The organism is Nonomuraea aurantiaca (assembly GCF_020215705.1).
GTDB classification, from domain to species: Bacteria; Actinomycetota; Actinomycetes; order Streptosporangiales; family Streptosporangiaceae; genus Nonomuraea; species Nonomuraea aurantiaca.
This window is the reverse complement of the sequence record NZ_JAIWNB010000037.1, coordinates 52,742-74,679: the sequence shown is the minus strand read 5'-3', so window position 1 is coordinate 74,679 and position 21,938 is coordinate 52,742. Positions and strand designations below refer to the sequence as shown.

Here is a 21,938-nt window from a genome sequence, read left to right as displayed (position 1 = left end):
GGTCACGTGGTCCTCCAGGTGGAGAAGCGTCGCTCCAGGCGTACGAGGAGCAGGTTGAACAGCAGGCCGAGCACCGAGATCGTGATGATCCCCGCGTACATGTCGGGCACCCGGAAGTTGTACTGCGCGTAGTTGATGAGGTAGCCGAGCCCCGCCTTGGCGCCGACCATCTCGGCGGCGATCAGCACGAGGATCGAGTACGCCCCGGCCAGGCGGATGCCGGTGAAGATGGTGGGCACCGCGGCGGGCAGGATGACCTTCTGGAACAGCCGGTACGGCCCGAGCCCCATGGACCTCGCCGACTTGATCAGGAGCGGGTCGACGCTTTTGACGCCCGCGATGGTGTTGAGCAGGATCGGCCAGGCGCAGGCGTACAGGATGATCGACACCTTGGACGTCTCCCCCAGCCCCAGGACCAGCACGAACACGGGCAGCAGGGCCAGGGCGGCGGTGTTGCGGAACAGCTCCAGGACCGGGTTCAGCAGCTCGGCCACCGGGCGGTACCAGCCGATCAGCAGACCCAGCGGGATGGCGACCACGATGGCCGCCCCGAACCCGGCCAGCGACCTGGCCAGGGACGCTTGGGCGTGGTCGGCCAGCTCGCCGCTGCGGAGCAGGTCGTACCAGGCGGTCAGGACGTCGCCCAGCGGCGGGAGGAAGGTGGGGTCCACCACCTGGGCCCTGGGCAGGATCTCCCAGACGGCGGCCAGCACGACGATCGCTGCGGACGCGTTGACCACCCGGCGGGCGACGCCCCAGAGGCGCCGGCCGGTGCCGGGACGCACGGGGGGAGAGACCGGCGCGAGGGTCGTGACGGCGGACGGGTGGAGGTGGTTGTCCTCAAGCGGGGAGGCCGAGAGGCTGAGTGAGGGTCTGGCCAACGGGGGTCACCTCCTCGCGCAGCAGCGTCCAGATCGCGTGGCGGTACTCGCCGAACACCGGATCGGCCCGCAGGTCTCCCTCGCGGGAGGCGAACGAGACCGGCACGACGGCCCGGATACGACCGGGGCCGGGCGTCATGACGGCGACCCGCTGCCCCAGGTAGACCGCCTCGTCGATGCCGTGGGTGATGAACACGATGGTCTTGCCGGTCTTGTTCCAGATGCGGAGCAGCTCCTCCTGGAGGGACTCGCGGGTCTGGGCGTCGAGGGCGGCGAAGGGCTCGTCCATGAGCAGGACGTCGGGGTCGTAGGCGAGGCTGCGGGCGATGGCGACCCGCTGCCTCATGCCGCCCGACAGCTCGTGCGGGTAGCGCTCGTCGAAGCCGCGCAGCCCGACCAGGTCGAGGTAGCCGCGGGCGCGCTCACGGCGTTCGCGCCGCGGCACTCCCTTGGCCTCCAGCCCGAACTCCACGTTCGCCACCGCGGTCCGCCAGGGGAACAGCGCGTACTGCTGGAAGACGATGCCCCGATCGAGCCCCGGACCCGTGACGGGGACGCCGTCGATGCGGATCTCGCCACGCGTGGGCAGGGTCAGGCCGCTGAGCAGGTCGAGAAGGGTGGACTTGCCGCAACCGCTGGGGCCGACGAGCGTGAGGAACTCGCCTTCGGCCACGTCGAGCGAGATGTCGGACAGAGCGGTGAACGAGCTGCCGCGGACGGCGAACTCCTTGGTCACGGACACGAACTCGATCTTCATCAGGAGCCTCCCGAGACGAACGGGTTGTAGGCGTTGGTGTAGACGTCCTGGGGTTTGATCTGGCCGGGCTTGATCTCGCCCGCGCCCTCCAGCCAGGAGATCCACCGCTGGAACTCCTGCGGCTCGATCACCCCGCCCTTGGTCGCGACGCCGCTGCTCTTCCAGAAGCCGACGGTGGTGGAGTCCTCGTTCCTGCCCCGCTTGGCGATGATCTTCTTGAACTCGGCCACGACCTCTTCACGGGTGTGGGTCTGGGTCCACTGGATGGCCTTGGCGGTGGCCTCGACGAACTTCCTGGTCGTGTTCGGGTTCTGCTTGATGAAGCGGTCGGTGAGCACGTACGTCCCGGCCGAGAAGTCGCCGAACAGGTCGACGTCCTTGAACAGGACCTTGAGACCGCCGCGTGCCAGCGCCTTGTCACGCAGGATGCCGCCGAGCACGGCCACGTCGATCTGCTTCTGGCGCAACGACTGCTCGGTGCTGACGGGCGGGACGGCGACCAGTTCGACCTGCTTGATCTCGGCCGGGGTCAGGCCGCCGCGCTTGAGGTATTCCTTCAGCACGGCCTCGGCGTGGGCGCCCAGGGTGTTCATGCCGACCTTCTTGCCGATCAGGTCGCGGGCGCCGCGGATCGGGCTGTCCTGGAGCGTGAAGTAGCCCTGGTAGGAGTTCTGGTCACTGCCGTAGTAGCTGATCACGGCCTTGATCGGAGCCTTGGCGGCGACGAGCTTGACCACGGCGCCGTTGAACGCGCCGCCGAAGTCGCTCTGTCCCGTGGCGGCCGTCTGGATGTCCTGTGGTCCGCTGGTCGTGTTGCCGATCCACTTGAGCTTGACGGGCTTGAGATAGCCGAGCTCCTCGGCCAGCTCGGGGAAGGTGACGGTGCCGACACTGCCCTGGTAGCGCAGTTCCTGGGTTTCGGCGGCGCCCTGGGCGGTGCCGCACGCCGTGACGGCGAGGAGAAGAGGGACAAGGGAAGCAAGACGCTTGATCACGAGATGTCCTCAAATAAGGGGGACGGGGACTAAGTCGTGATTAGTGACACTGTGCGCTGACGACGCGGCAGAAGTCGACATGCGCGCGCCGGGTGAGGTCCGGGCTCATGCCTGCGACGCTACGCAGGCGCGGCCAGGAAGTCAACATTTCCTACTGGGTTTACATGAAATAAATGTCGCCTGGTCAGGCGCCCGCGAACCACAGCTCGGGCTCACCGAGCACCCGCCGCGCCCGCCCCCGGGACTCCAGCCACACCAGGTGCGCCAGCGTCTCGTTGGTGGCCGCGCGCCGCATGAACGGCGGGATCGTCTCCCAGGGCCGCGACCAGGTCAGGCCGGTCGCGATGTCCCAGCAGCAGATCCCGGCGGAGGCGCCCGCGAGCATCCGTTCGATCTCCGCCAGCCGCTCCTCGTGATGCGCCATCACGTAGTCGACCCGTTCGGCCAGCTCCAGGAACCGGTACTCGTGCGCGGGCAGCACCTCCTCCACATCCAGCTTCCGTACGGCGGCCAGCGCGTCGAGATAGTCGGCCAGCGGGTTGGGCGCGGACTGCGGATGCACGGCCACCATCGGCGTGATCTTGGCCAGCACGTGATCGCCGGAGAACAGCAGCTTCCTGGACGGCGAGACGAAGCAGAGGTGGCCGGGCGAGTGGCCGGGGGTCCAGACGGCCCGCAGGTCCCAGCCGGGCAGGTCCAGCCGGTCACCGTCCTCGACCAGCCGGTCGGGCTTGGCCATCGACACCATGTGCCTGATCATCATCGAGGCGCCCGCCAGCTCGTCCAGGGTCAGCTCGGGCACCCCGGACCGGACCAGCAGCGCCCGTTCGCGCTCGACCAGCGAGTCGATGGCGCTGTCGTCGTAGCGATCGTGGACGAGGCGCGCGTCGGCGGGGTGCAGGGCGATCCACGCGCCCGACATCTCCCGGACCCGCCCGGCCAGGCCGTAGTGATCGGGATGGATGTGGGTCACCAGTACGCCCTTGACGTCGGTGATCGCGTACCCGGCGACCCGCAGCCCCGCGACGAGCGCCTCGTAGGCCTCGTCGGTGTTCCAGCCGGCATCGACGATGGCGACCCCGTCGGGCAGTTCCAGGACGTAGACCAGCACGTAACGCAGGGGATTGATCGGGATCGGCACCGGAACCGACCACAGTCCCGGCCGCACCCGCTCGACCTCGGGAATCGTTCCGCCGAGCCACGCCGCGCGCTGGGTCTCGCTGGATGGAGTCACCACGAACTTCGCCATGCTCAGCATTGTGCCCGAACCATGTTCTACTACCGATCAGTGGGCTGGCCCGGGAAACGGCCGGTGACAGGCATTTCATTCAGTTTCACTGGGGCGAGCGCATTGCCGGCCGGAGCGCGGGCATGCGGACGAACAGCAGCGCGGAGGCCAGGACCACCCCCGCGGCGAGCGCCCACGTGGCGGACAGCCCGGCCTGAACGGCAAGTGTGCCGAAGGTCGTGTTGGCCAGCGCCGCCCCCGCCTGAAGTGAGAGGGAGCTCGTCGAGGTCACGGTCGTGCGCTGGGCGGCCGTTACGGCGTGGTGCGTCATCTCCGAGCACAGCACCCCGGCCACCGAAAGCCCGGCGAACATGACGACATAGGCCAGCCCGGTGGCCGCGAAACCGGCCGGCCCGTCGAGGCCCGCCGTGGCCGCCAGGGCGGCGATGGCCAGCGCGGTCAGGACGACGCCCGCCACCGCGCCGCGTACCGAACCGCCCGCCGCCCTGGCCACCCTGGGCACGATCGTGCTGCCCACCGCGCTGCCGGCGAACCCGAGCGCCGCCACGACGGCATAGCCGGTGCTGCCCAGCTCCGCCGTGCCCGCCAGCGCCGCCAGCCTGCCGGGGGTGAGCAGCTCGACGCCGGCCAGCGCGACGCCCGACGCCGCGGCGGCCAGCATCAGACGGCGCAGCAGCGGTCCGCCCGCCGCCAGTCGCACGCCCTCGGCCACGGTCGCGGGCACGTCTCGGACCACCCGCCCGAGCGACCGCTCGACGCGCTGCGGGTGGGCTGCCTCGGGCAGCGCGAAGAGCACTGTCACCAGCAGTACGAGCCCGGCCGCCGCGCCCAGCAGCGGCGGCAGCGCCAGAGGCGTCATCATCACCGCCGGCGGCACCGCGAGCGGCGCGAACCCGCCCACCAGCACGCCCAGGAGCAGCGCCACCGACTCCATCGCGCCGCCACGCGCCAGGCCCGGCTTGAGGTCGGCGTCCGGTCCTTCGAGGTCGTGGAGCGTGTCGACGTACCAGGCGGCGGCGGGGCCGCTGGACAGGGCGCGGGCGACGCCCTTGAGCACACCGGTGGCCAGGAACATCCAGAACGTGGTCGAGACCGCCATCAGCGCGAGCGCGGCGACGGTGAACGCGGCCGAGACCGCCAGGACCGTCCGGCGGCCGATCACGTCGGCCAGGCCGCCGGTGGGCAGTTCGAGGCCGATGGTGACGATCGAGAACACCATGACGGCGAACCCGATCTGGGCCAGGCTGAGACCCCGGTCGGTCATCAGCAGCACCATGACGGCGCTCATCAGGCCGGGCGGCAGCCAGGTCAGGAAGCTGACCAGCAGGTAGCGGCGTAACGCGGATCGGGGAGTCATCAGCCGTCCCGCCCGTCCCGCGGCCCCCGGGGGAAGACCGCCGACCAGACGCTCATCGGCACGGCGCCCGGGTCGTCCGCGTAACGTTCGCCGAGCTCGCGCACCAGCGCGTCGACGCGCTCACTCAGCTCGCGGACGCCCGCGACGGGCAGCCGCACCAGATGGTCGCTCATCCCGGAGACCTCGACCAGCGCGGCGGGCCACTCCCCCGCCTCGAACGTCTCGACCGCCCGCCCCAGCGCCTCCAGCTGGCGCAGCTGCATGATCCGGACGGCCTCCTGCCCTTCGGGTGTGGCCGCCATCTCCAGGTTGTCCCAGGAGGTGTACTGATGTCGGGCCCGCCAGCGGCGTTCCCGGCCGTCGCGCCGCTCGGGGTCCTCCTCGATGAAGCCGTACTTGGCCAGCTCGCGCAGGTGGTAGCTGGTCGAGCCGGAGCTCTCCGCCACCTTGCGCCCCAGCTCGCTGGCCGTCGCGGGCCCGTCGCCGCGCAGCAGGCCGAGCAGCCGCACCCGCAGGGGGTGCGCCACCACCTTGAGCACCTGAGGATCGCTGATCTTGAACTGCTCTTCCATAGACGAAGGCTAAACCGCAAAGTGAATTTTGCAAAGGGAATTTTGCGGGTTTCCCTGACGAATAAACTGGGCCACATGCTTGATGAGATCTGGGTGGACGAGGCGGTCTTCGCCCTGCGTCCCGACTTCGCGGTGCTGGTCATGACGGCGGACGGCCTGCGCAACGGGCCCACCGACGACCGTTCCCGCGCCTGGCTGGCCGCGGCCTCGGAGCAGCCCGTACAGGCCGAGAAGATCGACGCGTGGAAGGACGCCTACCGCGCGTTCGGCGCCAAGCCGCAGAAGACCAGACCTTCGGTCGACGCCCTGACCCGCAGGCTGCCGCTGCCGGAGATCAACCAGGCCGTCGACGCGTACAACTCGATCAGCGTGAAGCACGCGCTGCCGATCGGCGGCGAGGACCTCGACCACTACGTCGGCCCGCCGCGACTGGTCAGGGCGGAGGGCGGCGAGGAGGCGGAGGCGCTCGGCGCCCCGGAGCCCGGCGAGGTGATCTGGCGCGACGACGTCGGCGTCACGTGCCGCAGGTGGAACTGGCGTCAGGTGGCGCGCACCCGGCTCACCGAGGAGACCACGAACGCGATCTTCATCCTGGAGCGGCTGGAGCCGATGTCCATGGAGGAGCTCAAGGAGGCAGGCGAGGAGCTGGCGAACCTGCTGACCGAACTGTCCCCGGGGGTGCGGATCAGCACCAGAGTGCTGTCTGGGGTGAAATAAACCTGCCGCCCAGCTGTTGATACCAAACAGTGATAATTGCGGCACCCCCTGGACTGACTAGGGGGGCGTGACCTCTTCGGACTCTCTTGAGAGGATCAGGCGAGGCCGCTGGGCGTCTCTTGCGCGCGCCGCCGGACAAGACGAGTAACCTTGGACAGGTTCTCTAACATCAACGCCGATCTGCGGAAGAGGGCGATTTCCGCCGTGTCGTCTGAGTCGTCGCGGACAAACCCGCTGGCAAGCTTTGGACAGAACGAGTGGCTTGTCGACGAGCTGTACCAGAAGTACCTCCAAGATCCCGAGTCTGTGGACCGGGCTTGGTGGAACTTCTTCGCTGACTACAACCCTGATTATGGACCGGGCAGAATGCCCGCCAAGGAGGCGGCGAACGGCACAGCGACCGCCCCGGCTCCCACGGCGGCTCCACCTAAGGCTGCACCGACTGCCCCGGTCCCCGATGTCAAGCCGAAGCAGCCTGCGGCCCCGGTGCCCGCGGGCGCCGAGGAAGTCAAACTGCGCGGTGCCGCCGCACGCACCGCCGCCAACATGGACGCCTCGCTCGCCATTCCGAGCGCGACCAGCGTCCGGGCCATCCCGGCCAAGTTGCTCATCGACAACCGCATTGTGATCAACAATCACCTGAAGCGGGGACGCGGCGGCAAGGTCTCCTTCACGCACCTGATCGGCTATGCCGTCATCAAGGCGCTGCGGGCCATGCCGGAGATGAACTACTCCTACACCGAGGTCGACGGCAAGCCGACCCTGGTCAAGCCGCAGCACGTAGGGCTCGGCCTGGCCATCGACGTCCAGAAGAGCAACGGCGAGCGGCAGCTCCTGGTGCCTTCCATCAAGGGCGCCGAGGACATGGACTTCCGGCAGTTCTGGATGGCCTACGAGGAGGTCGTCCGCAAGGCCCGCTCGGGCAAGCTCGGGGTCGACGACTTCGCGGGCACCACGATCTCGCTGACCAACCCCGGCACGATCGGCACCGTCCACTCGGTCCCGCGCCTGATGCCCGGCCAGGGCACGATCATCGGCGTCGGCGCGATGGAATACCCGGCCGAATACCAGGGTGCCTCGCCCGACACGCTCTCGCGCCTGGCCGTCTCCAAGGTCATGACGCTGACCAGCACCTATGACCACCGGATCATCCAGGGCGCCCAGTCGGGCGACTTCCTGCGCACGATCCACCGGCAGCTGCTCGGCGAGGACGGCTTCTACGACGAGATCTTCGAGGCGCTGCGGATCCCCTACGAGCCGGTCCGCTGGGTCCAGGACATCTCGGCCTCGCACGATGACGACGTGGCCAAGTCCGCGCGGGTGATCGAACTGATCCACGCCTACCGCGTCCGCGGCCACCTCATGGCCGAGACCGACCCGCTGGAGTACAAGCAGCGCAAGCACCCCGACCTCGACATCCAGTCCCACGGCCTGACGCTGTGGGACCTGGAGCGCGAGTTCGCCACCGGCGGCTTCGGCGGCCGGCCACTGATGAAGCTTCGCGAGATCCTGGGCGTGCTGCGCGACTCCTACTGCCGCACGGTCGGCATCGAGTACATGCACATCCAGAACCCCGAGGAGCGGTCCTGGATCCAGGCGCGGATCGAGAAGCCGCACGCCTCCCCGGCCCGTGACGAGCAGCTCAACATCCTGAGCCGGCTCAACACGGCCGAGGCCTTCGAGACGTTCCTGCAGACCAAGTTCGTCGGGCAGAAGCGCTTCTCGCTGGAGGGCGGCGAGTCCCTGATCCCGCTGCTCGACTCGGTGATCAGCGACGCCGCCGACGACGACCTCGACGAGGTCGTCATGGGCATGGCCCACCGCGGCCGGCTCAACGTGCTGGCCAACATCGTCGGCAAGTCCTACGGGCAGATCTTCGGTGAGTTCGAGGGCAACATCGACCCGCGCACCGCGCACGGCTCGGGTGACGTGAAGTACCACCTGGGCGCGTCGGGCACCTTCACCGCTCCCAGCGGCAAGACGATCGCCGCCTCGGTGGTGGCCAACCCGTCCCACCTGGAGGCGGTCGACCCGGTGCTCGAAGGCGTCGTCCGCGCCAAGCAGGACCTGCTGGAGCGCGGCGAGGAGGGCTTCACGGTCCTGCCGATCCTCATCCACGGCGACGCGGCCTTCGCCGGCCAGGGCGTCGTGGCCGAGACGCTCAACCTGTCGCAGTTGCGCGGCTACCGCACCGGCGGCACCGTGCACGTGGTGGTCAACAACCAGGTCGGCTTCACGACATCGCCCGCTTCGTCCAGGTCGAGCGTCTACGCGACCGACGTGGCCCGGATGATCCAGGCGCCGATCTTCCACGTCAACGGCGACGACCCCGAGGCCGTGGTCCGCGTGGGCGAGCTGGCCTACGAATACCGCCAGACGTTCCGCAAGGACGTCGTCATCGACCTCATCTGCTACCGCCGCCGCGGCCACAACGAGGGCGACAACCCCGCCTTCACCCAGCCGCTGATGTACGACCTGATCGACGCCAAGCGCTCCACTCGGAAGCTCTACACCGAGGCGCTGATCGGCCGGGGCGACATCACGGTGGAGGAGGCCGAGCAGGCGCTGCGCGACTACCAGGCCAAGCTGGAGCAGGCGTTCACCGAGACCCGCGAGGCGGCGAAGAAGCCGCCGGAGGCGGGTGCGATGCGGGTGCCGCCCGCTGAAGTGATCAAGTGGTCGCACAACGACACGCCGACCGAGATCACCGACGAGACGCTCAAGCGGATCGTCGACACCCAGCTCAACCTGCCCGAGGGCTTCACGCCGCACCCGCGCCTGGCGCCGGTGCTGCAGCGCCGCGGTCAGGCGGTCGAGCAGGACGCGATCGACTGGAGCATGGGTGAGACGCTGGCCTTCGGCTCGCTGCTCATCGACGGCCACCCGGTCCGCGTGGTCGGCCAGGACACCCGGCGAGGCACGTTCACCCAGCGCCACGCGGTGCTGGTCGACCGGGTGACCGGCGAGGACCACACCCCGCTCAAGGTCTTCAACCAGGGCACCACGAAGTTCTACATCTACGACTCGCTGCTCAGCGAGTTCGCGGCGCTGGGCTTCGAGTACGGCTACAGCGTCGTGCGACCCGACGCCCTGGTGGCCTGGGAGGCCCAGTTCGGCGACTTCGTCAACGGCGCCCAGACGATCATCGACGAGTTCATCTCGTCCGGTGAGCAGAAGTGGGGCCAGAGGTCGGCTGTCGTGCTGCTGCTGCCGCACGGCTTCGAGGGCCAGGGTCCCGACCACTCCTCAGCCCGCATCGAACGGTTCCTGCAGGTCTGCGCGCTCGACAACATGACGGTCGCGCAGCCCACCACTCCGGCCAACTACTTCCACCTGCTCAGGTGGCAGGTCGAGTCGGGCAGGCGCAAGCCGATGGTCGTCTTCACGCCGAAGTCGCTGCTGCGGCACAAGCGGGCCGTCTCGAAGGCGTCCGACTTCACCTCGGGCACCTTCCAGCCGGTCCTCGGCGACACCATCGTCGAGCCGGGCAAGGTCACCAAGGTCGTGCTCTCCTCGGGCAAGATCTACTACGACCTGCTCGACCGGCGCGAGAAGTCGGGCCGCGACGACGTCGCACTGGTCCGTCTGGAGCGGCTCTACCCGTTCCCGGCGGAGGAGCTCGCCGCCGAGCTCTCCCGCTACGGCTCGCAGGCCGAGCTGGTGTGGGCGCAGGACGAGCCGGTCAACATGGGGCCGTGGCCATACCTCACGCTCAAGATGGCCGAGGACCCGGACCTGCTGAACGGCCGCGCGCTCCGCCGCGTCTCGCGGACTCCCAACAGTTCGCCCGCGACCGGCTCGCACGCCTCTCACGACAGCGAGCTTGAGGGGATCTTGAGCGAGCTGTTCGGCTAGTCAGTCAGTCGCTTCATCGCGTAAGCCCTCGCCGTTCCCGGCGGGGGCTTACTGCTGAAAGAGGTGCGGGCAAGCCTGGCGCGCAGCCGTACCGGCGAGTTCAACGCACGCCACCCACCACCCGATGGCCGAGTGCACCGTCGCAGGCCACGCGCGTAGCCACAAGATCGTCCCGCGGACTGCGCGGACCGATCCGCGCGAGCTCGAGCAGCGCGGCCTGCTGACTAAAGTCAGACGTGGACGCGCCGATGCCTGGACCCCAGCCGGCGACCTGACGACGCGGCTGCGCGAATGATGAAGGGAAAGCGATGTACTTCACCGACCGGGGGATCGAGGAGCTGGTCGAGCGGCGTGGCGAGGAAGAGGTCAGCCTGCTGTGGCTGGGCGAGCGGCTGCGTGAGTTCGTGGACCTCAATCCCGAGTTCGAGACGCCGGTCGAGCGGCTGGCCACCTGGCTGGCCCGGCTCGACGACGAAGACGACTGACGCTGCGCGACGCGGCGCGACGGACCGGACGCCACGACCGATGACAAGCACTAACGGCGTGAATTGCCCACCACTCGCGATACATCTTGAATTTTCGACAGACGCGACATATCGTGTCTTGTGTGGACGTGTCGTCGGAAGGGACAGGCATCATGCGGCAGTGGACGATCGAGCGGCCGGAGCAGCTGACGTTCGGCTCGGTGACCGCGCTCGACGTGCGGATCGTCGCGGGACGGGTGGCCGTGCTGGCCACCGACGGGCCGCCGACCCTGGAGGTGGCCGAGATCGACTCCGCTCCGCTGATCGTGACCTACGACGAGGAGAGCGGGGAGCTCAGCGTCGCCTACAAAGACCTCACCTGGGAGGGCATACTCGGCTGGCTGCGGCGCGACCGGCGCAAGAGCGTCCTGACGCTCGCGGTGCCCAAGAAGTGCACGGTCAACGTGGGAGTCGTCTCCGGCTCGGCGGTCGTCGCCGGGTTCGAGAAGGCGACCCAGGTCAGGAGCGTCTCCGGGGACATCGTGCTCGACGGGGTGAGCGGCGACGTGAGCGCCACCACCGTCTCGGGCACCGTGGAGAGCCGGGCGATGGACGGCGACCTGGCGTTCAAGAGCGTCTCGGGCGAGCTCACCGTCGCCGACGGCACGCCGCGCCGCCTGCGCGCCAACACCGTGTCCGGACGGATCACCGCCGATCTGGAGCTGCGCCCGACCGGATATGTGACCTTCAACAGCGTGTCCGGTGACATCCTGGTCAGGCTGCCCGAGAACGTGGAGGCGGACATCAGCATGCGATCCACCTCCGGCAGGCTGGTCAGCACGTTCGAAAACCTGTCAGACGCGAGCCGCCCGGGCAACAAGTCGGTGTCCGGACGGCTGGGTGGCGGCATGGCCTCGGTGACGGCGACGACCGTCTCCGGCGAGGTCACGCTGCTCAAAGGGGAGAAGAGATGAGCCCTGTCTTCGGTCACGGCCGGCTCCGGCTGTACCTGCTGAAGCTGCTGGAGGAGAGCCCTCGGCACGGCTATGAGGTCATTCGCCTGCTGCAGGACCGCTTCCTCGGCGTCTACTCGCCCTCCCCCGGCACGATCTACCCGCGCCTGGCCCGCCTGGAGGAGGAGGGCCTGGTGACGCACGAGGTGGTCGAGGGCAAGAAGGTGTTCTCGATCACCGACCGGGGTCGCGACGAGCTCAACGCCCGCCTGGACGAGCTCGACGACCTGGAGCAGGAGATCTCCGCCTCGGTGCGCGACATCGCGCGCGAGGTGAAGGAGGACGTCCGCGAAACGGTCAAGTCGCTGCGCGACGAGCTCACCAAGATGGCCAAGGACGTCCGCACCGGCGTCGCCGACGACCCCCGGCGCGTGCGCGACCAGCAGAAGGCCAACATCCAGCGGCTCAAGGAGCAGCAGAAACGCCAGTGGATGGAGCACGCCACGAACTGGCAGGACCAGGGCGAGCGGCTCACCGGCGAGTGGCGCAGGATCTGGTCCGAGGTCTGGAGCACGCTGGGCGGCGCGCCGCCCAGCCGCGCCGATCTCGACGCCGAGCTGGGCGAGCGCCTGGCCGACTTCGTCGCGCAGGTGCGCAGCGAGGCCTCGGCCGCCCCGCTCACCCGCAAGGCGATCGACGAGGTACGCGCCACGCTCGACGAGGCCGCCAGGCAGATCCGCGACTCCCTGAAACCATGACCCCAAAGGCAGCATGATCTTGAAAGGCCCGCGTCAAGCCGCCGCCGTCCCAGCCGACCCCCCGCGGCCGGCCGCGTCGCCCGCACGCTCCGCTCGCTACGCCGAGCTGAGGGCCTGCTCCAACCCGCGCAGGCTTCGGGCGGCCTTCCGGGCGTGATAGGCGATCGGCATATACCGCAGCCGCTCCGGCAGGCGCGGGGCGAGCATCGCCACCGCCCGCCCGAGCTGCCGCAGCCGCCACTCGTCCCGCGCCGACCAGGGCAGCTCCAGCTTCTCCCGTACGACGGGCGGCAGCGTCCCCACCGTCACGAAGTAGTTGAACTCCCCCGAGCCCACCCCCACCGGCGCCCAGAGCCGGCGCAGCGGCCGGGGCAGTCCGGGCGGCATCGGGGTCCCCCGCATGACGGCGAGCACGTCGATCGCCGTCGGATGCGGCTCCAGCCGCTCGGCCGCCATCTCGTCGAAGTAGGACCAGAACTCCCCGACGGTCGCGGGCATCTCCCGCTCCGGCACCCGCAGAATCGCCCCGAGTTGCCGCGACTCCTCATAGAGCCGCCGCTCCCCGTCGTCGGTGTAGGGAGTGCCGAAGTAGCGATTGAGAGTGATGAACCGCTCGAACAGCGACAGGTGCACCCAGGCCCAGGCCGCGCCGTTGAGCGCGTGGTAGGACCTGCCCTGCTCGTCCACCCCGCTGATCGGCTTGTGCAGCTCGCGCAGCCTCTCCCCCTCGACCAGGCCGCCCACTCCGCCGTACACCCATTTCTGGACCGAGGTGAGCGTGCGGTGGAGCCTGCCCCACGGGTCCTGCTTGTACGTGGAGTGCCGGGCGACGGCCGCGCCCACCGCGGGGTGCATGGTCTGGAGGACCAGCGCACTGCCCGCCACGAGCAGGTTGCGGTATTCACCGGCGGTTTCCCAGTGCAACGAGCCTGGGCCGAACGGTTCGACGTCCATGACGGCGCCTCCCGGGTGATACAACCTCACCTTCTTTGTATCATCCCGGGTGCGCAGAAGTAACCCTTCACTTATTCAGCGCGTAAAGACGATTTTTCCGAAGATGTCGCCTTCGGCCAGGGCGGCGAAGCCGTCGCGGGCGTCGGTCAGCGGCATCGTCCGGTCGATGACCGGCCGCAGCCCGGTCTGCTCCAGGAACACGGCCAGCCGCTGGAGCTGGTCACGCGTGCCCATCGTGGAGCCGATCACCGAGAGCTGGAGGAAGAACACCCGGTTCAGGTCGGCGGGCGGGACCGCGCCGCTGGTGGCGCCGCAGACCACGATGCGGCCGCCGGGCTTGAGCGACTTGAGCGAATGGTCCCAGGTGGCCTGACCGACGGTCTCCATGACGGCGTCCACCCGTTCGGGCAGCCGCGCGCCGGGCTCGAACACCCGGTCGGCGCCGAGCTTGGCGGCCTGCTCCCGCTTGGCGGCCGAGCGACTGGTCGCCCAGACCCGGTAACCGCCCGCCCGGCCGAGCGCGATCAGCGCGGTGGCGACCCCGCCCCCGGCGCCCTGCACGAGCACGGTGGAGCCGGGCTCGAGACCGGCCTTGTCGAACAGCATGCGGTAGGCGGTCAGCCAGGCCGTGGGCAGGCAGGCGGCCTCCTCGAAGCTGAGCGCGGCCGGCTTGGGCACCAGGTTGCGGCGCGGCACGGCGACCATGTCGGCGAACGTGCCGTCGTGGACCTCCGACAGCAGCGAACGCTTGGGGTCGAGCGTCTCGTCGGCCCCGGAGCCGATCACCGAGTGCACGATGACCTCGTTGCCGTCGGCGTCCACTCCGGCCGCGTCGCAGCCGAGCACGATCGGCAGCCGGTCCTGCTTGATGCCCACGCCTTTGAGCGTCCACAGGTCATGGTGGTTGAGGGCGGTCGCCCGTACGGTGACGGTCGTCCAGCCGTCCGGGACCTGCGGCTCCGGATGCTCGCCGAGCGTCAGCCCGGCGAGAGGATTGTCGGGATCGGTCTGTGAGGCGGTTACGGCGAACATGGCCGCACCCTACTTCAGCGTGATCCGGATCCCGTCGATGGCGTGCTGGACGAAAGCGCGCGAGCCGGAGGCGGCGATCTGCACATCGCCCCTGCATACGGTACGGGCGGGCCGGTTGCGGCCGTTGAGCACCGACGGCGTCCTGGCATATTTCCGGCAGTTGGGCGTGGGGATGAGCACGACCATGTCGCCGGTCCCGCCGCCGAACCAGAGCTGCGGCCCAACCGGCTCGCCCTGGACGGTCTCGCCCGGCTCCGCCAGGCGGATCGAGCCACCGCCACTCAGGACGAGATAGCCGTCCTTGCCGACCTTCCCGCGTAGGCCCTTGGCCGCCGCCAGCCGATCTTCAAAGGTCAGCCCCTCCCGCCGGTCGTACATCGCCAGCCGCCACTTGCCGAACGCGAACATCAGCACCTGCCCGGCCGAGCCGACACCCGGCTGGCCCGGCCAGAGCGTGACGTTGGGCGTGAGGTTCCTGATCGGCTGAGCACCCCTGGAGATCTCCATCTCACCGCCGTAGGGGGCATAGAACCCGCGGTAGTGCCCGGCGATCCAGGCCCCCTGGAACGGCCGCGCGCCCAGCTCATTGAGCCCCAGCCCGGCGGGGTAGCGAACCTCCGCCCGCGTCCCGTCGGGGAACACCACCGGGATGACCTCGTTGCCCCCCTTGGCCTTGGCGGGTGCACTCACGACGTTGGGCGCGCCCTCGATCCTGGTCAACGACCGGATGGGCATGGGCGCGGGGGCCGACGTCGGCGGCGCGCGATCCGGCTCGGGGTCACGGCTGGCCAGCAGGCTGACGATGGGAACCGCCAGCAGCACCGCCACCACGCCGAGCCCGATCCACCGGCGCCGGCCACGGGCGCCCGCCTCGATGACGTCGAACTGATCGGCCACGGACATCCCCTGCCGAGGAGAGCTGTTTCACTCCTCAGTTCAGTTGAGCGGGGGCCGCCAGCGCAAGCCCTGGAACTTGGCGAAATCAGCGTCGCAGGTCACGAATTCACAACCGTGCTCGATGGCCAGTGCGGCGAGATAGGCGTCGGGCAGGAGTTTGCCGGTGGCGCCCGACGAACGGCAGATCTTGGCGAAGATCTCCCAGTGTCTCGATCCGGCGTTCACCAGGACGGCATGCGGCTGGTTGCGGACGCTCTCCGCGAACTTGAAGGCCGTCTCGAACGAGGTGCTCTGCGGAATGCGGTGATTGGTCACGACCCGCATGAAACCGTTGATCACGAAGTCGCTGACCGCATAGGCCTCGTCGCCATTGACGAGCTCCTCGACGAGGGTCAGGCACTCGCTATGGTGCTCGGAGTCGCGGCGCTGCGCGTTGACCAGGATGTTGACGTCAGGCATCCGCATCGCGGCCACCGCACTGCGCCATCTTCGCCAGCTGATGCTCCACGAAGTCGGCTTCCATCAGCTCCTTGATCTCAGCCCAGGTGAGCTTGGGCCCGGCCACGGCGCCGGACACCGGGAGCTCCACTCGAGGCCGGTCGACCGTTTCCGTGGAGCGGTTGAGCAGTTGTCGCAAAGCGTCCTCCATCACTGAGGTGAGACTGCGTCCGTTTCGTGCCGCGTACGCCTTGGCCTCGTTGAGGAGTGCGTCGTCGATCCGCACCGTTGTCCTCCGCATGACACCAGCGTCCGCCGCTGACATAAAAATGTCAACAGCAGATAGTAGTCACGCGATCACAATTCGCGCACAGCTTTTAATCTCACCAGCGCGCCACATTGACCTTCCCGTCGGCCGCCAACCGCACCCGCCGGCCGACCAGCTCCCTGGACATGGCCTCCGCCAGCAGCTCCGCCTCCAGCACATGGGCGTGAGCGCGTCCCCCGTCCGGCAGGTCCACGACGAGGATGCCCTTCTCCGGCGCCCCGTCGCGCCCATACGTCACTGTGTAGCCGGCCACCGTGGCGGGGCCGTCGTACAGGGCGACGATCTTCACCGGATCGGCGGTGAAGACAGGCGCGGCATCGCCCAGGGTGCCGCCCGGGTCCGTGGACCAGATCGCGTACGTGTGCTTGGTCAGGTGCATGCCGACCCCCGTCACCAGCCCGTGGCCCTGCTGGGCGCGCAGCAGCCCAGCCATGGTGGCCGTCGAGTGCAGGACGTAGTCGCTGGAGGGGCCGCCCGCGTACGGCAGGCCGCCGGTGACCGTCAGGCCGCGCCGGTCGAGCGGGTCCAGCTTGATCGCGTCGCACGCCTGCCGCAGCGCGATCGCGAAGCAGCTGTAGAGGTCGAGCGCGTGGATGTCGTCGAGGCCCAGCCCGGCCCGCGCGAACGCGGCCTCGGCGGTGCGCCCGATGGCCTGCGAGGCGCCGAGCGCGGGCCGCGCCGCCACCTCCCACGTGTCCTCGCCATAAGCCCATCCGCGCAGGTAGACGCGCTGATCGTGCGGTACGCCGAGCCGGTCGGCGAGTCCGGCGGCGACCAGGACGACGGCGGCCGCCTGGTCGACCTCCCCCACGGCCACGGTGTTGCGCGTGTACGGCCAGCCGATGAACCGGTTGCCGGTGACCAGTTCCTCCGGGGTTCGGGCGGTACGCCGCCAGGCGTGCGGGTTCGCGGCGGCGACCTCGGTCATCGGCGCCATCATCCGCCCCCGGTCCACCATTTCCTCATTTATCGACATACCGAGGGACGCGCGGCGGGCCGTCTCCATGATCGGGTAGGTGTGGACCGGCAGGAACAGCTCGTGGGCCAGCTCCGCCGGATGCGGCGGGCGTTCCCAGCCGTAGGGCGGCTTGGGATCGGCCGGATGGCTCCATGGCACGTGCTCGCCCGCCTGCCGGTAGGCCCGGCGCGTGGCCAGCGCCTCGGCGCCGGCGATCAGCGCCGAGTCGAGCTCCCCCGCCGCGATCCTGCCCGCGGCCTCGCCGATGAGGAGTTGCGGGGCCGTACCGCTGACCATGGAGTAGGCCCGGTGCCGGGGGGCGGCGCCGAGGCGGTCGGCGAGCCGGCCGACCGGGGAGTCGTACTGCCACGAGTCGGTGTAGACGAGCTGGATCGAGTCGAGTCGCCCGACCGGCAGCCGCGCCTCGCGAGCCGCCTCGCGCGCGACGTCCTCCCACAGGTCGAGTGGCTCCGGGCCCGGCTGGTCGCGGACGGTGCGCTGGGCCGTACCTATGAGACAGGGGGTGCGTGGATCCATGTCACCCATCTAACCAGAATAACATTCGGTTGATAAGTAGTGGCGTTTGATAATCACTGTTACCGGTGGTGCCAGAGGAAATTACCACCGCCTCCCACCTGCGGGAATGCTTTCTATGAATACATGCGATCTGGTTATTTCCATAACGGAATGGAACCGGGCAAGACTTTTTCGCATCGTTTCCTGGCTGTCGGGTTGCGCCATTCATTAACGTTCCCAGCGTTTTCCTGGCCCACCGGGGCGCAGTACCCCGCTCTGGGCCGCCGAGAACTGAGAGGAGCTTCATGTATTCCCGAGCAAGGCGCATCGCGATCCCGCTCGCCGGTCTGACGGCCATCGGACTGGCCGCGGGGACGGTCGGCAGCACCGCCGCCAACGCGACCCCACCCTCCGACGTCGTGTCCAAGAACGCGGCCACTCCCGCGGAGCAGGCGGTCCAGTTCTGGACGCCCGACCGCATCAAGCGGGCGGCCGACTACGACACGAACCTCGACGCGCGTTCCAACGGCGTCAAGGGCGTCAACTCCACCCCCGACGGCCCGCCCGGATCCGTCCCCCCGATCGGCGAGGAGAAGACCAGGACGGTCAAGAGCAAGCAGGTCAACCTGCCCAACACGGTCGGACGCGTGTTCTTCACGCTGCCGGGGTCGAACCCGGCGAACCCGGCGAGCTGGCGGTACTGCTCGGCCACTTCCGTGCAGGGCAGGTACCGCAACCTAGTGGCAACGTCGGCCCACTGTGTCTACGACACCAAGAAGGACACCTTCTACGACAACTGGATCTTCATCCCGTCGTACTGGGACGGCAACAACGCCTGGGAGGGCAAGGCCCCCTACGGCATCTACGCCGCCAAGACCTTCAACGCGCATGACGACTTCGTGGTGAAGGAGGACTACGACTACGACTACGCGTTCGTCAACGTCTACAACGGCATCAAGGTCAAGTGGGAGAAGGTCAACGACAAGTGGCAGTGGACGCGGAAGAACGTCGGCCGCCTCGGTGACAACGTCGGCGGCCAGGGCTTCACCTGGAACCGCAGCACCAAGGCGAACGTCTTCTCCTTCGGCTACCCGGCGGGCGAGCACCCCGACGGCGACAAGCCGTTCACCGGCCGCACGATGAAGTGGTGCTACGGCAAGACGGCCCCGATGCCCGCCGCGCCGAAGTACAACCTCCAGGAGCACATCGGCCTCAAGTGCGCCTTTACCGCCGGCGCCAGCGGCGGGCCGCTCCTGTACAGCTACAAGAGCTCCACCCGCACCGGCTACCTGATCGGTGTCAACAGCGTCGCGTGGGACACGGACGGCAACGACCGCTACGACCACATCTCGTCGCCGTACTTCAACACCGACACCTACAAGGTGTACAAGGCCGCCGCCAACCGGTGGACCGGCAACATGCCGTAACTACGAGGCAGCACCCATCCCTGGGCCCCGGTCTCTCCCGGCCGGGGCCCTTCTCACGCGTGATCAGAAACACCCAGGAAAAGCGGATGGACAACGAAGTCCGCTCATGTACTATGCCTCTGACGTGCTGAAACGATCCCCTACATGGATCGGAGACGCTATCCGGATGGAACCCTTGACGCACCCCTTATGGGACACAAGTCACGCTTGATCAGATAACGAATCTCCATCCGAGCTGCAATACAGTGAGTGATCTGGAAAAATCCATCGTTACACCCCCAGAAGTACTAACCCCCAAAGGCAAGGCATTTCCATGATCCCCCGGGCATGGCACCTGGTAGCGGCTGCGCTCAGCGCGCTGCTGATGCTGCCTGCCCTCGCGGGGACCGCCTCGGCCGCGCCGAACAGCCGGGTCTACTCGGTCACGCTGGCGAAGTCGGCGGCGGACATGAAGAAGGTCGCCGAGTACTGGAAGCCCGACCAGCTCAGGAAGGCCGACCAGTACAGCCCCGCCACGCCGGCTTCGCAATCCTCGCCCACCGCCACGACCGCCGGCGGGGCGGGCCAGATCGTCCAGGCGAAGCGCTCGCAGGTCCTGTCGAACGTCGGACCCGCCCTCCCGAAGGGCAGCGCGGCCGCCAAGACCATGGGCAAGGTCTTCTTCCGCTTCGGCGACAAGGAATACTGGTGCTCGGCCAGCTCGATCGCGGCCAAGAACCGCAGCGTGGTAGCGACCGCCGGACACTGCGCGTACGACTCGCGCCAGGCCAAGCCCGCCGATTACTGGATCTTCGTCCCCAATCCGGGTCCCGGTGGGGCAACGCCCGACGGCATCTACGTGGGCGCCGCGATCAGCATGCACGAGGACTGGCCGGGCAAGGGCGACTACGACTTCGACTACGCGTTCGTGACCGTGCACCGCGGCTTCAAGTGGGTCGAGAAGAGCGGCCAGCTCACCATGCAGGACGTGGGCCGGCTGCAGGACAACGTCGGTGGGCAGGGCCTGACGCTCGGCAAGGGCCTGGCCCTCACGATCACCGCCTTCGGCTACCCGGCGGGCCCGCAGCCCGACGGCAGCCACCCGTTCGACGGCAAGACACTGAAGGTCTGCTCGGGGAGCACGAGACGCACGGTCTCCCCCAGCCTCGACCTTCAGTACGGCGTGCAACTTCAGCCGTGCGACTTCAGCGCCGGCGCCAGCGGCGGCCCCTGGTTGCTCAACTACCAGCCCGCGCAGAAGGTCGGACTCCTCACCGGAATCAACAGCCTGACCTGGAACAGAGACGCCAAGGGCGGTTACGACGCGGTGTCCTCGCCGACCTTCAACGCCACGACCGGCGAGGTCTACCGACGCGCCGCAGGGCTCGCAACGCCGCAAAATGTGACGTAAGTTACACCCAGCGTATCGCCACCCCGAGTGATCAGCCGGTTTCACATCTCGAGATGGTCACGGCCATGATCGTCGCGCTTTACTGCGGTAACGGGTAATTCACACGACCAGAGTCAGACCGATAGGTTCCCGCCTGTCCGTTTGCTGCATTCTGGGGTGCACGAGGCGCCCCGCGTCTGGAGTTTTACCTTGAAGCGCATCCTTTTCCCGGCCGGTAGCGCCGTCCTGGCGACCGGCCTCCTGGCCGCCGGCCTGGCAGGCACCGCTCAGGCACAAGGCGACATCGCCACCGACCCCATGGCCCGCAACACGCAACAGGCCTCCTCGGTCGCGTCCTTCTGGGCCGCGTCGAACTTCGCCGCCCTCCGCTCCGCCACCGCGTACCCCTGGGACGCCAAGGAAGTCAGGAAGGTCGTCTCGAAGGGCGGCTACAGCCCTGACGGCAACCCGGGCAGCGCCACTCCCATCGGGGAGGAGAAGAAGGCCCCCGGCAAGGCCCAGAACGTGAACATGCCCAAGACGCTCGGCAAGGTCTTCTTCGTCGACGGCAAGGGCAAGTTCCGCTACTGCTCGGCCACGTCCATCCAGTCGAACTACCGCAACCTGGTCGCCACGGCCGGCCACTGCGTCTACGACACCGACAGCAACAAGGCCACGCTCGACAACTGGGTCTTCGTGCCCGGCTACTACGAGGGCAAGGCTCCGTTCGGGATCTACGTGGGCAAGCAGGCCTTCACCCACTCCGACTTCGACGTGTACGAGGACTACGACCGCGACTACGCGTTCGTGACCGTCTACAACGGCATCTCCTTCAACGGCGTCAAGCAGGTGACCAAGAAGGAGTACGACGACTTCGTCGGCCCCAAGCGGAACTGGGGCGGGCGCTACTACATTCTGCTGTCCAAGGACGCCGGCCGACTCGGCGACGTCGTCGGCGGCCAGGGCGTGTCCTGGAACCAGCCCACCGGCAAGCAGGTCCGCGCGTTCGGCTACCCGGCCGGCCCGCACCCTGACGGCAACAAGCCCTACAGCGGCGTGACGCCGAAGTGGTGCTACAACAAGACCACCGCCAAGGCCGTGGGCGCCCCGTGGCTGAAGATCGAGGAGCACATCGGCCTCAAGTGCGCCGTGACGCCCGGCTTCGACGGCGGCCCCTGGCTGGCCAACTACAGCAACGGCAAGCGTCTGGGCTACGTCAACGGCGTGACCAGCACCTTCGCCGACCAGGACGGCAACGACCGGATCGACTACATCACCTCGCCGTACTTCGACGGTGAGACGGCCGCTGTGTACAACTCGGCCAAGAACACGTGGTCCGGCAAGATCGTCGGCCCGAACGGCGAGCTGTACAAGTAACCACGCAACACCCAAAAGGGGCTCGGCCGGGTTCGGCCGAGCCCCTTTTGCGTGCTCTTTCAAGATCATTTATGCGGATTTGGC

The 21,938-nt window shown here is 68.4% G+C and carries 20 protein-coding genes; 8 read left to right on the top strand and 12 right to left on the bottom strand.

Annotation, left to right across the window (positions count from 1 at the left end):
- Positions 1-2: 2 nt before the first annotated feature.
- The 6 genes from LDL49_RS49280 to LDL49_RS49255 form a co-directional block, all read right to left on the bottom strand.
- Positions 3-881, bottom strand: coding sequence for an ABC transporter permease (locus LDL49_RS49280; protein WP_225301881.1), 879 nt, complete (start codon positions 879-881; stop codon positions 3-5).
- Positions 841-1,638 carry an ABC transporter ATP-binding protein gene (locus LDL49_RS49275; RefSeq protein WP_225301880.1) on the bottom strand — a complete coding sequence of 266 codons (798 nt, stop codon included), beginning with the start codon at positions 1,636-1,638 and terminating at the stop codon, positions 841-843. The genes LDL49_RS49280 and LDL49_RS49275 overlap by 41 nt, the downstream gene beginning before the upstream one ends.
- Complete coding sequence (locus tag LDL49_RS49270) at positions 1,638-2,633, bottom strand: ABC transporter substrate-binding protein (protein ID WP_225301879.1); 996 nt, start codon at positions 2,631-2,633, stop codon at positions 1,638-1,640. The genes LDL49_RS49275 and LDL49_RS49270 overlap by 1 nt, the downstream gene beginning before the upstream one ends.
- Positions 2,634-2,817: 184 nt before the next feature.
- Positions 2,818-3,882, bottom strand: a complete 1,065-nt coding sequence (locus LDL49_RS49265) for an MBL fold metallo-hydrolase (protein WP_225301878.1) — start codon at positions 3,880-3,882, stop codon at positions 2,818-2,820.
- Between the two features lie 85 nt (positions 3,883-3,967).
- On the bottom strand, positions 3,968-5,239 hold the full coding sequence (locus LDL49_RS49260) for an MFS transporter (protein ID WP_225301877.1): 1,272 nt from the start codon (positions 5,237-5,239) through the stop codon (positions 3,968-3,970).
- A complete protein-coding gene (locus LDL49_RS49255; protein WP_225301876.1) occupies positions 5,239-5,811 on the bottom strand; it encodes a winged helix-turn-helix domain-containing protein in 573 nt (190 codons plus the stop codon). The genes LDL49_RS49260 and LDL49_RS49255 overlap by 1 nt, the downstream gene beginning before the upstream one ends.
- A 75-nt stretch (positions 5,812-5,886) precedes the next feature.
- On the opposite strand from LDL49_RS49255, the gene LDL49_RS49250 reads away from it, so the two are divergent.
- The 5 genes from LDL49_RS49250 to LDL49_RS49230 all read left to right on the top strand — a co-directional run bounded on the left by LDL49_RS49250 (position 5,887) and on the right by LDL49_RS49230 (position 12,558).
- A complete protein-coding gene (locus LDL49_RS49250) occupies positions 5,887-6,528 on the top strand; it encodes a B3/B4 domain-containing protein (RefSeq protein WP_225301875.1) in 642 nt (213 codons plus the stop codon).
- 204 nt (positions 6,529-6,732) lie between these two features.
- The gene (locus LDL49_RS49245; protein WP_225301874.1) at positions 6,733-10,383 is read left to right on the top strand and encodes a multifunctional oxoglutarate decarboxylase/oxoglutarate dehydrogenase thiamine pyrophosphate-binding subunit/dihydrolipoyllysine-residue succinyltransferase subunit; all 3,651 of its coding nucleotides are present in this window, start codon (positions 6,733-6,735) and stop codon (positions 10,381-10,383) included.
- Between the two features lie 308 nt (positions 10,384-10,691).
- Entirely contained in the window at positions 10,692-10,868 is a 177-nt protein-coding gene (locus LDL49_RS49240; RefSeq protein ID WP_225301873.1) for a DUF6104 family protein, read from the top strand.
- Positions 10,869-10,990: 122 nt separating this feature from the next.
- The gene (locus tag LDL49_RS49235) at positions 10,991-11,821 is read left to right on the top strand and encodes a DUF4097 family beta strand repeat-containing protein (RefSeq protein ID WP_225301872.1); all 831 of its coding nucleotides are present in this window, start codon (positions 10,991-10,993) and stop codon (positions 11,819-11,821) included.
- Complete coding sequence (locus LDL49_RS49230; protein WP_225301871.1) at positions 11,818-12,558, top strand: helix-turn-helix transcriptional regulator; 741 nt, start codon at positions 11,818-11,820, stop codon at positions 12,556-12,558. Before LDL49_RS49235 ends, LDL49_RS49230 begins: the two co-directional genes overlap by 4 nt.
- Positions 12,559-12,654: 96 nt before the next feature.
- Here LDL49_RS49230 and LDL49_RS49225 read toward each other — a convergent pair whose 3' ends face one another.
- The 6 genes from LDL49_RS49225 to LDL49_RS49200 form a co-directional block, all read right to left on the bottom strand.
- A complete protein-coding gene (locus LDL49_RS49225; RefSeq protein ID WP_225301870.1) occupies positions 12,655-13,512 on the bottom strand; it encodes an oxygenase MpaB family protein in 858 nt (285 codons plus the stop codon).
- A 75-nt stretch (positions 13,513-13,587) separates the two neighbouring features.
- Positions 13,588-14,544, bottom strand: a complete 957-nt coding sequence (locus LDL49_RS49220) for a zinc-binding dehydrogenase (protein WP_225301869.1) — start codon at positions 14,542-14,544, stop codon at positions 13,588-13,590.
- 9 nt (positions 14,545-14,553) lie between these two features.
- Positions 14,554-15,441, bottom strand: a complete 888-nt coding sequence (locus LDL49_RS49215) for a hypothetical protein (RefSeq protein WP_225301868.1) — start codon at positions 15,439-15,441, stop codon at positions 14,554-14,556.
- Positions 15,442-15,480: 39 nt separating this feature from the next.
- Positions 15,481-15,906, bottom strand: coding sequence for a type II toxin-antitoxin system VapC family toxin (locus LDL49_RS49210; RefSeq protein WP_225301894.1), 426 nt, complete (start codon positions 15,904-15,906; stop codon positions 15,481-15,483).
- Positions 15,893-16,165: a hypothetical protein gene (locus LDL49_RS49205; RefSeq protein WP_308016285.1), complete on the bottom strand. Its 273-nt coding sequence runs from the start codon at positions 16,163-16,165 to the stop codon at positions 15,893-15,895. Before LDL49_RS49205 ends, LDL49_RS49210 begins: the two co-directional genes overlap by 14 nt.
- Before the next feature lie 97 nt (positions 16,166-16,262).
- On the bottom strand, positions 16,263-17,702 hold the full coding sequence (locus LDL49_RS49200; RefSeq protein ID WP_225301866.1) for a TLP1 C-terminal extension domain-containing protein: 1,440 nt from the start codon (positions 17,700-17,702) through the stop codon (positions 16,263-16,265).
- Positions 17,703-17,986: 284 nt separating this feature from the next.
- Here LDL49_RS49200 and LDL49_RS49195 point away from each other — a divergent pair, with 284 nt between their 5' ends.
- The 3 genes from LDL49_RS49195 to LDL49_RS49185 all read left to right on the top strand — a co-directional run bounded on the left by LDL49_RS49195 (position 17,987) and on the right by LDL49_RS49185 (position 21,854).
- On the top strand, positions 17,987-19,108 hold the full coding sequence (locus LDL49_RS49195) for a trypsin-like serine peptidase (protein WP_225301865.1): 1,122 nt from the start codon (positions 17,987-17,989) through the stop codon (positions 19,106-19,108).
- A gap of 313 nt (positions 19,109-19,421) precedes the next feature.
- On the top strand, positions 19,422-20,498 hold the full coding sequence (locus LDL49_RS49190) for a trypsin-like serine peptidase (protein WP_225301864.1): 1,077 nt from the start codon (positions 19,422-19,424) through the stop codon (positions 20,496-20,498).
- A 189-nt stretch (positions 20,499-20,687) separates the two neighbouring features.
- The gene (locus tag LDL49_RS49185; RefSeq protein ID WP_225301863.1) at positions 20,688-21,854 is read left to right on the top strand and encodes a trypsin-like serine peptidase; all 1,167 of its coding nucleotides are present in this window, start codon (positions 20,688-20,690) and stop codon (positions 21,852-21,854) included.
- The last annotated feature ends 84 nt before the right edge of the window (positions 21,855-21,938 follow it).

Excerpts from the sequence above, each read along its gene's own strand:
- LDL49_RS49260 (WP_225301877.1), bottom strand. The coding sequence starts at position 5,239 with ATGACTCCCCGATCCGCGTTACGCCGCTACCTGCTGGTCAGCTTCCTG.
- LDL49_RS49255 (WP_225301876.1), bottom strand. The coding sequence starts at position 5,811 with ATGGAAGAGCAGTTCAAGATCAGCGATCCTCAGGTGCTCAAGGTGGTG.
- LDL49_RS49210 (WP_225301894.1), bottom strand. The coding sequence starts at position 15,906 with ATGCGGATGCCTGACGTCAACATCCTGGTCAACGCGCAGCGCCGCGAC.
- LDL49_RS49240 (WP_225301873.1), top strand. The coding sequence starts at position 10,692 with ATGTACTTCACCGACCGGGGGATCGAGGAGCTGGTCGAGCGGCGTGGC.
- LDL49_RS49265 (WP_225301878.1), bottom strand. The coding sequence starts at position 3,882 with ATGGCGAAGTTCGTGGTGACTCCATCCAGCGAGACCCAGCGCGCGGCG.
- LDL49_RS49230 (WP_225301871.1), top strand. The coding sequence starts at position 11,818 with ATGAGCCCTGTCTTCGGTCACGGCCGGCTCCGGCTGTACCTGCTGAAG.
- LDL49_RS49250 (WP_225301875.1), top strand. The coding sequence starts at position 5,887 with ATGCTTGATGAGATCTGGGTGGACGAGGCGGTCTTCGCCCTGCGTCCC.
- LDL49_RS49275 (WP_225301880.1), bottom strand. The coding sequence starts at position 1,638 with ATGAAGATCGAGTTCGTGTCCGTGACCAAGGAGTTCGCCGTCCGCGGC.
- LDL49_RS49195 (WP_225301865.1), top strand. The coding sequence starts at position 17,987 with ATGTATTCCCGAGCAAGGCGCATCGCGATCCCGCTCGCCGGTCTGACG.
- LDL49_RS49220 (WP_225301869.1), bottom strand. The coding sequence starts at position 14,544 with ATGTTCGCCGTAACCGCCTCACAGACCGATCCCGACAATCCTCTCGCC.
- LDL49_RS49190 (WP_225301864.1), top strand. The coding sequence starts at position 19,422 with ATGATCCCCCGGGCATGGCACCTGGTAGCGGCTGCGCTCAGCGCGCTG.
- LDL49_RS49200 (WP_225301866.1), bottom strand. The coding sequence starts at position 17,702 with ATGGATCCACGCACCCCCTGTCTCATAGGTACGGCCCAGCGCACCGTC.
- LDL49_RS49225 (WP_225301870.1), bottom strand. The coding sequence starts at position 13,512 with ATGGACGTCGAACCGTTCGGCCCAGGCTCGTTGCACTGGGAAACCGCC.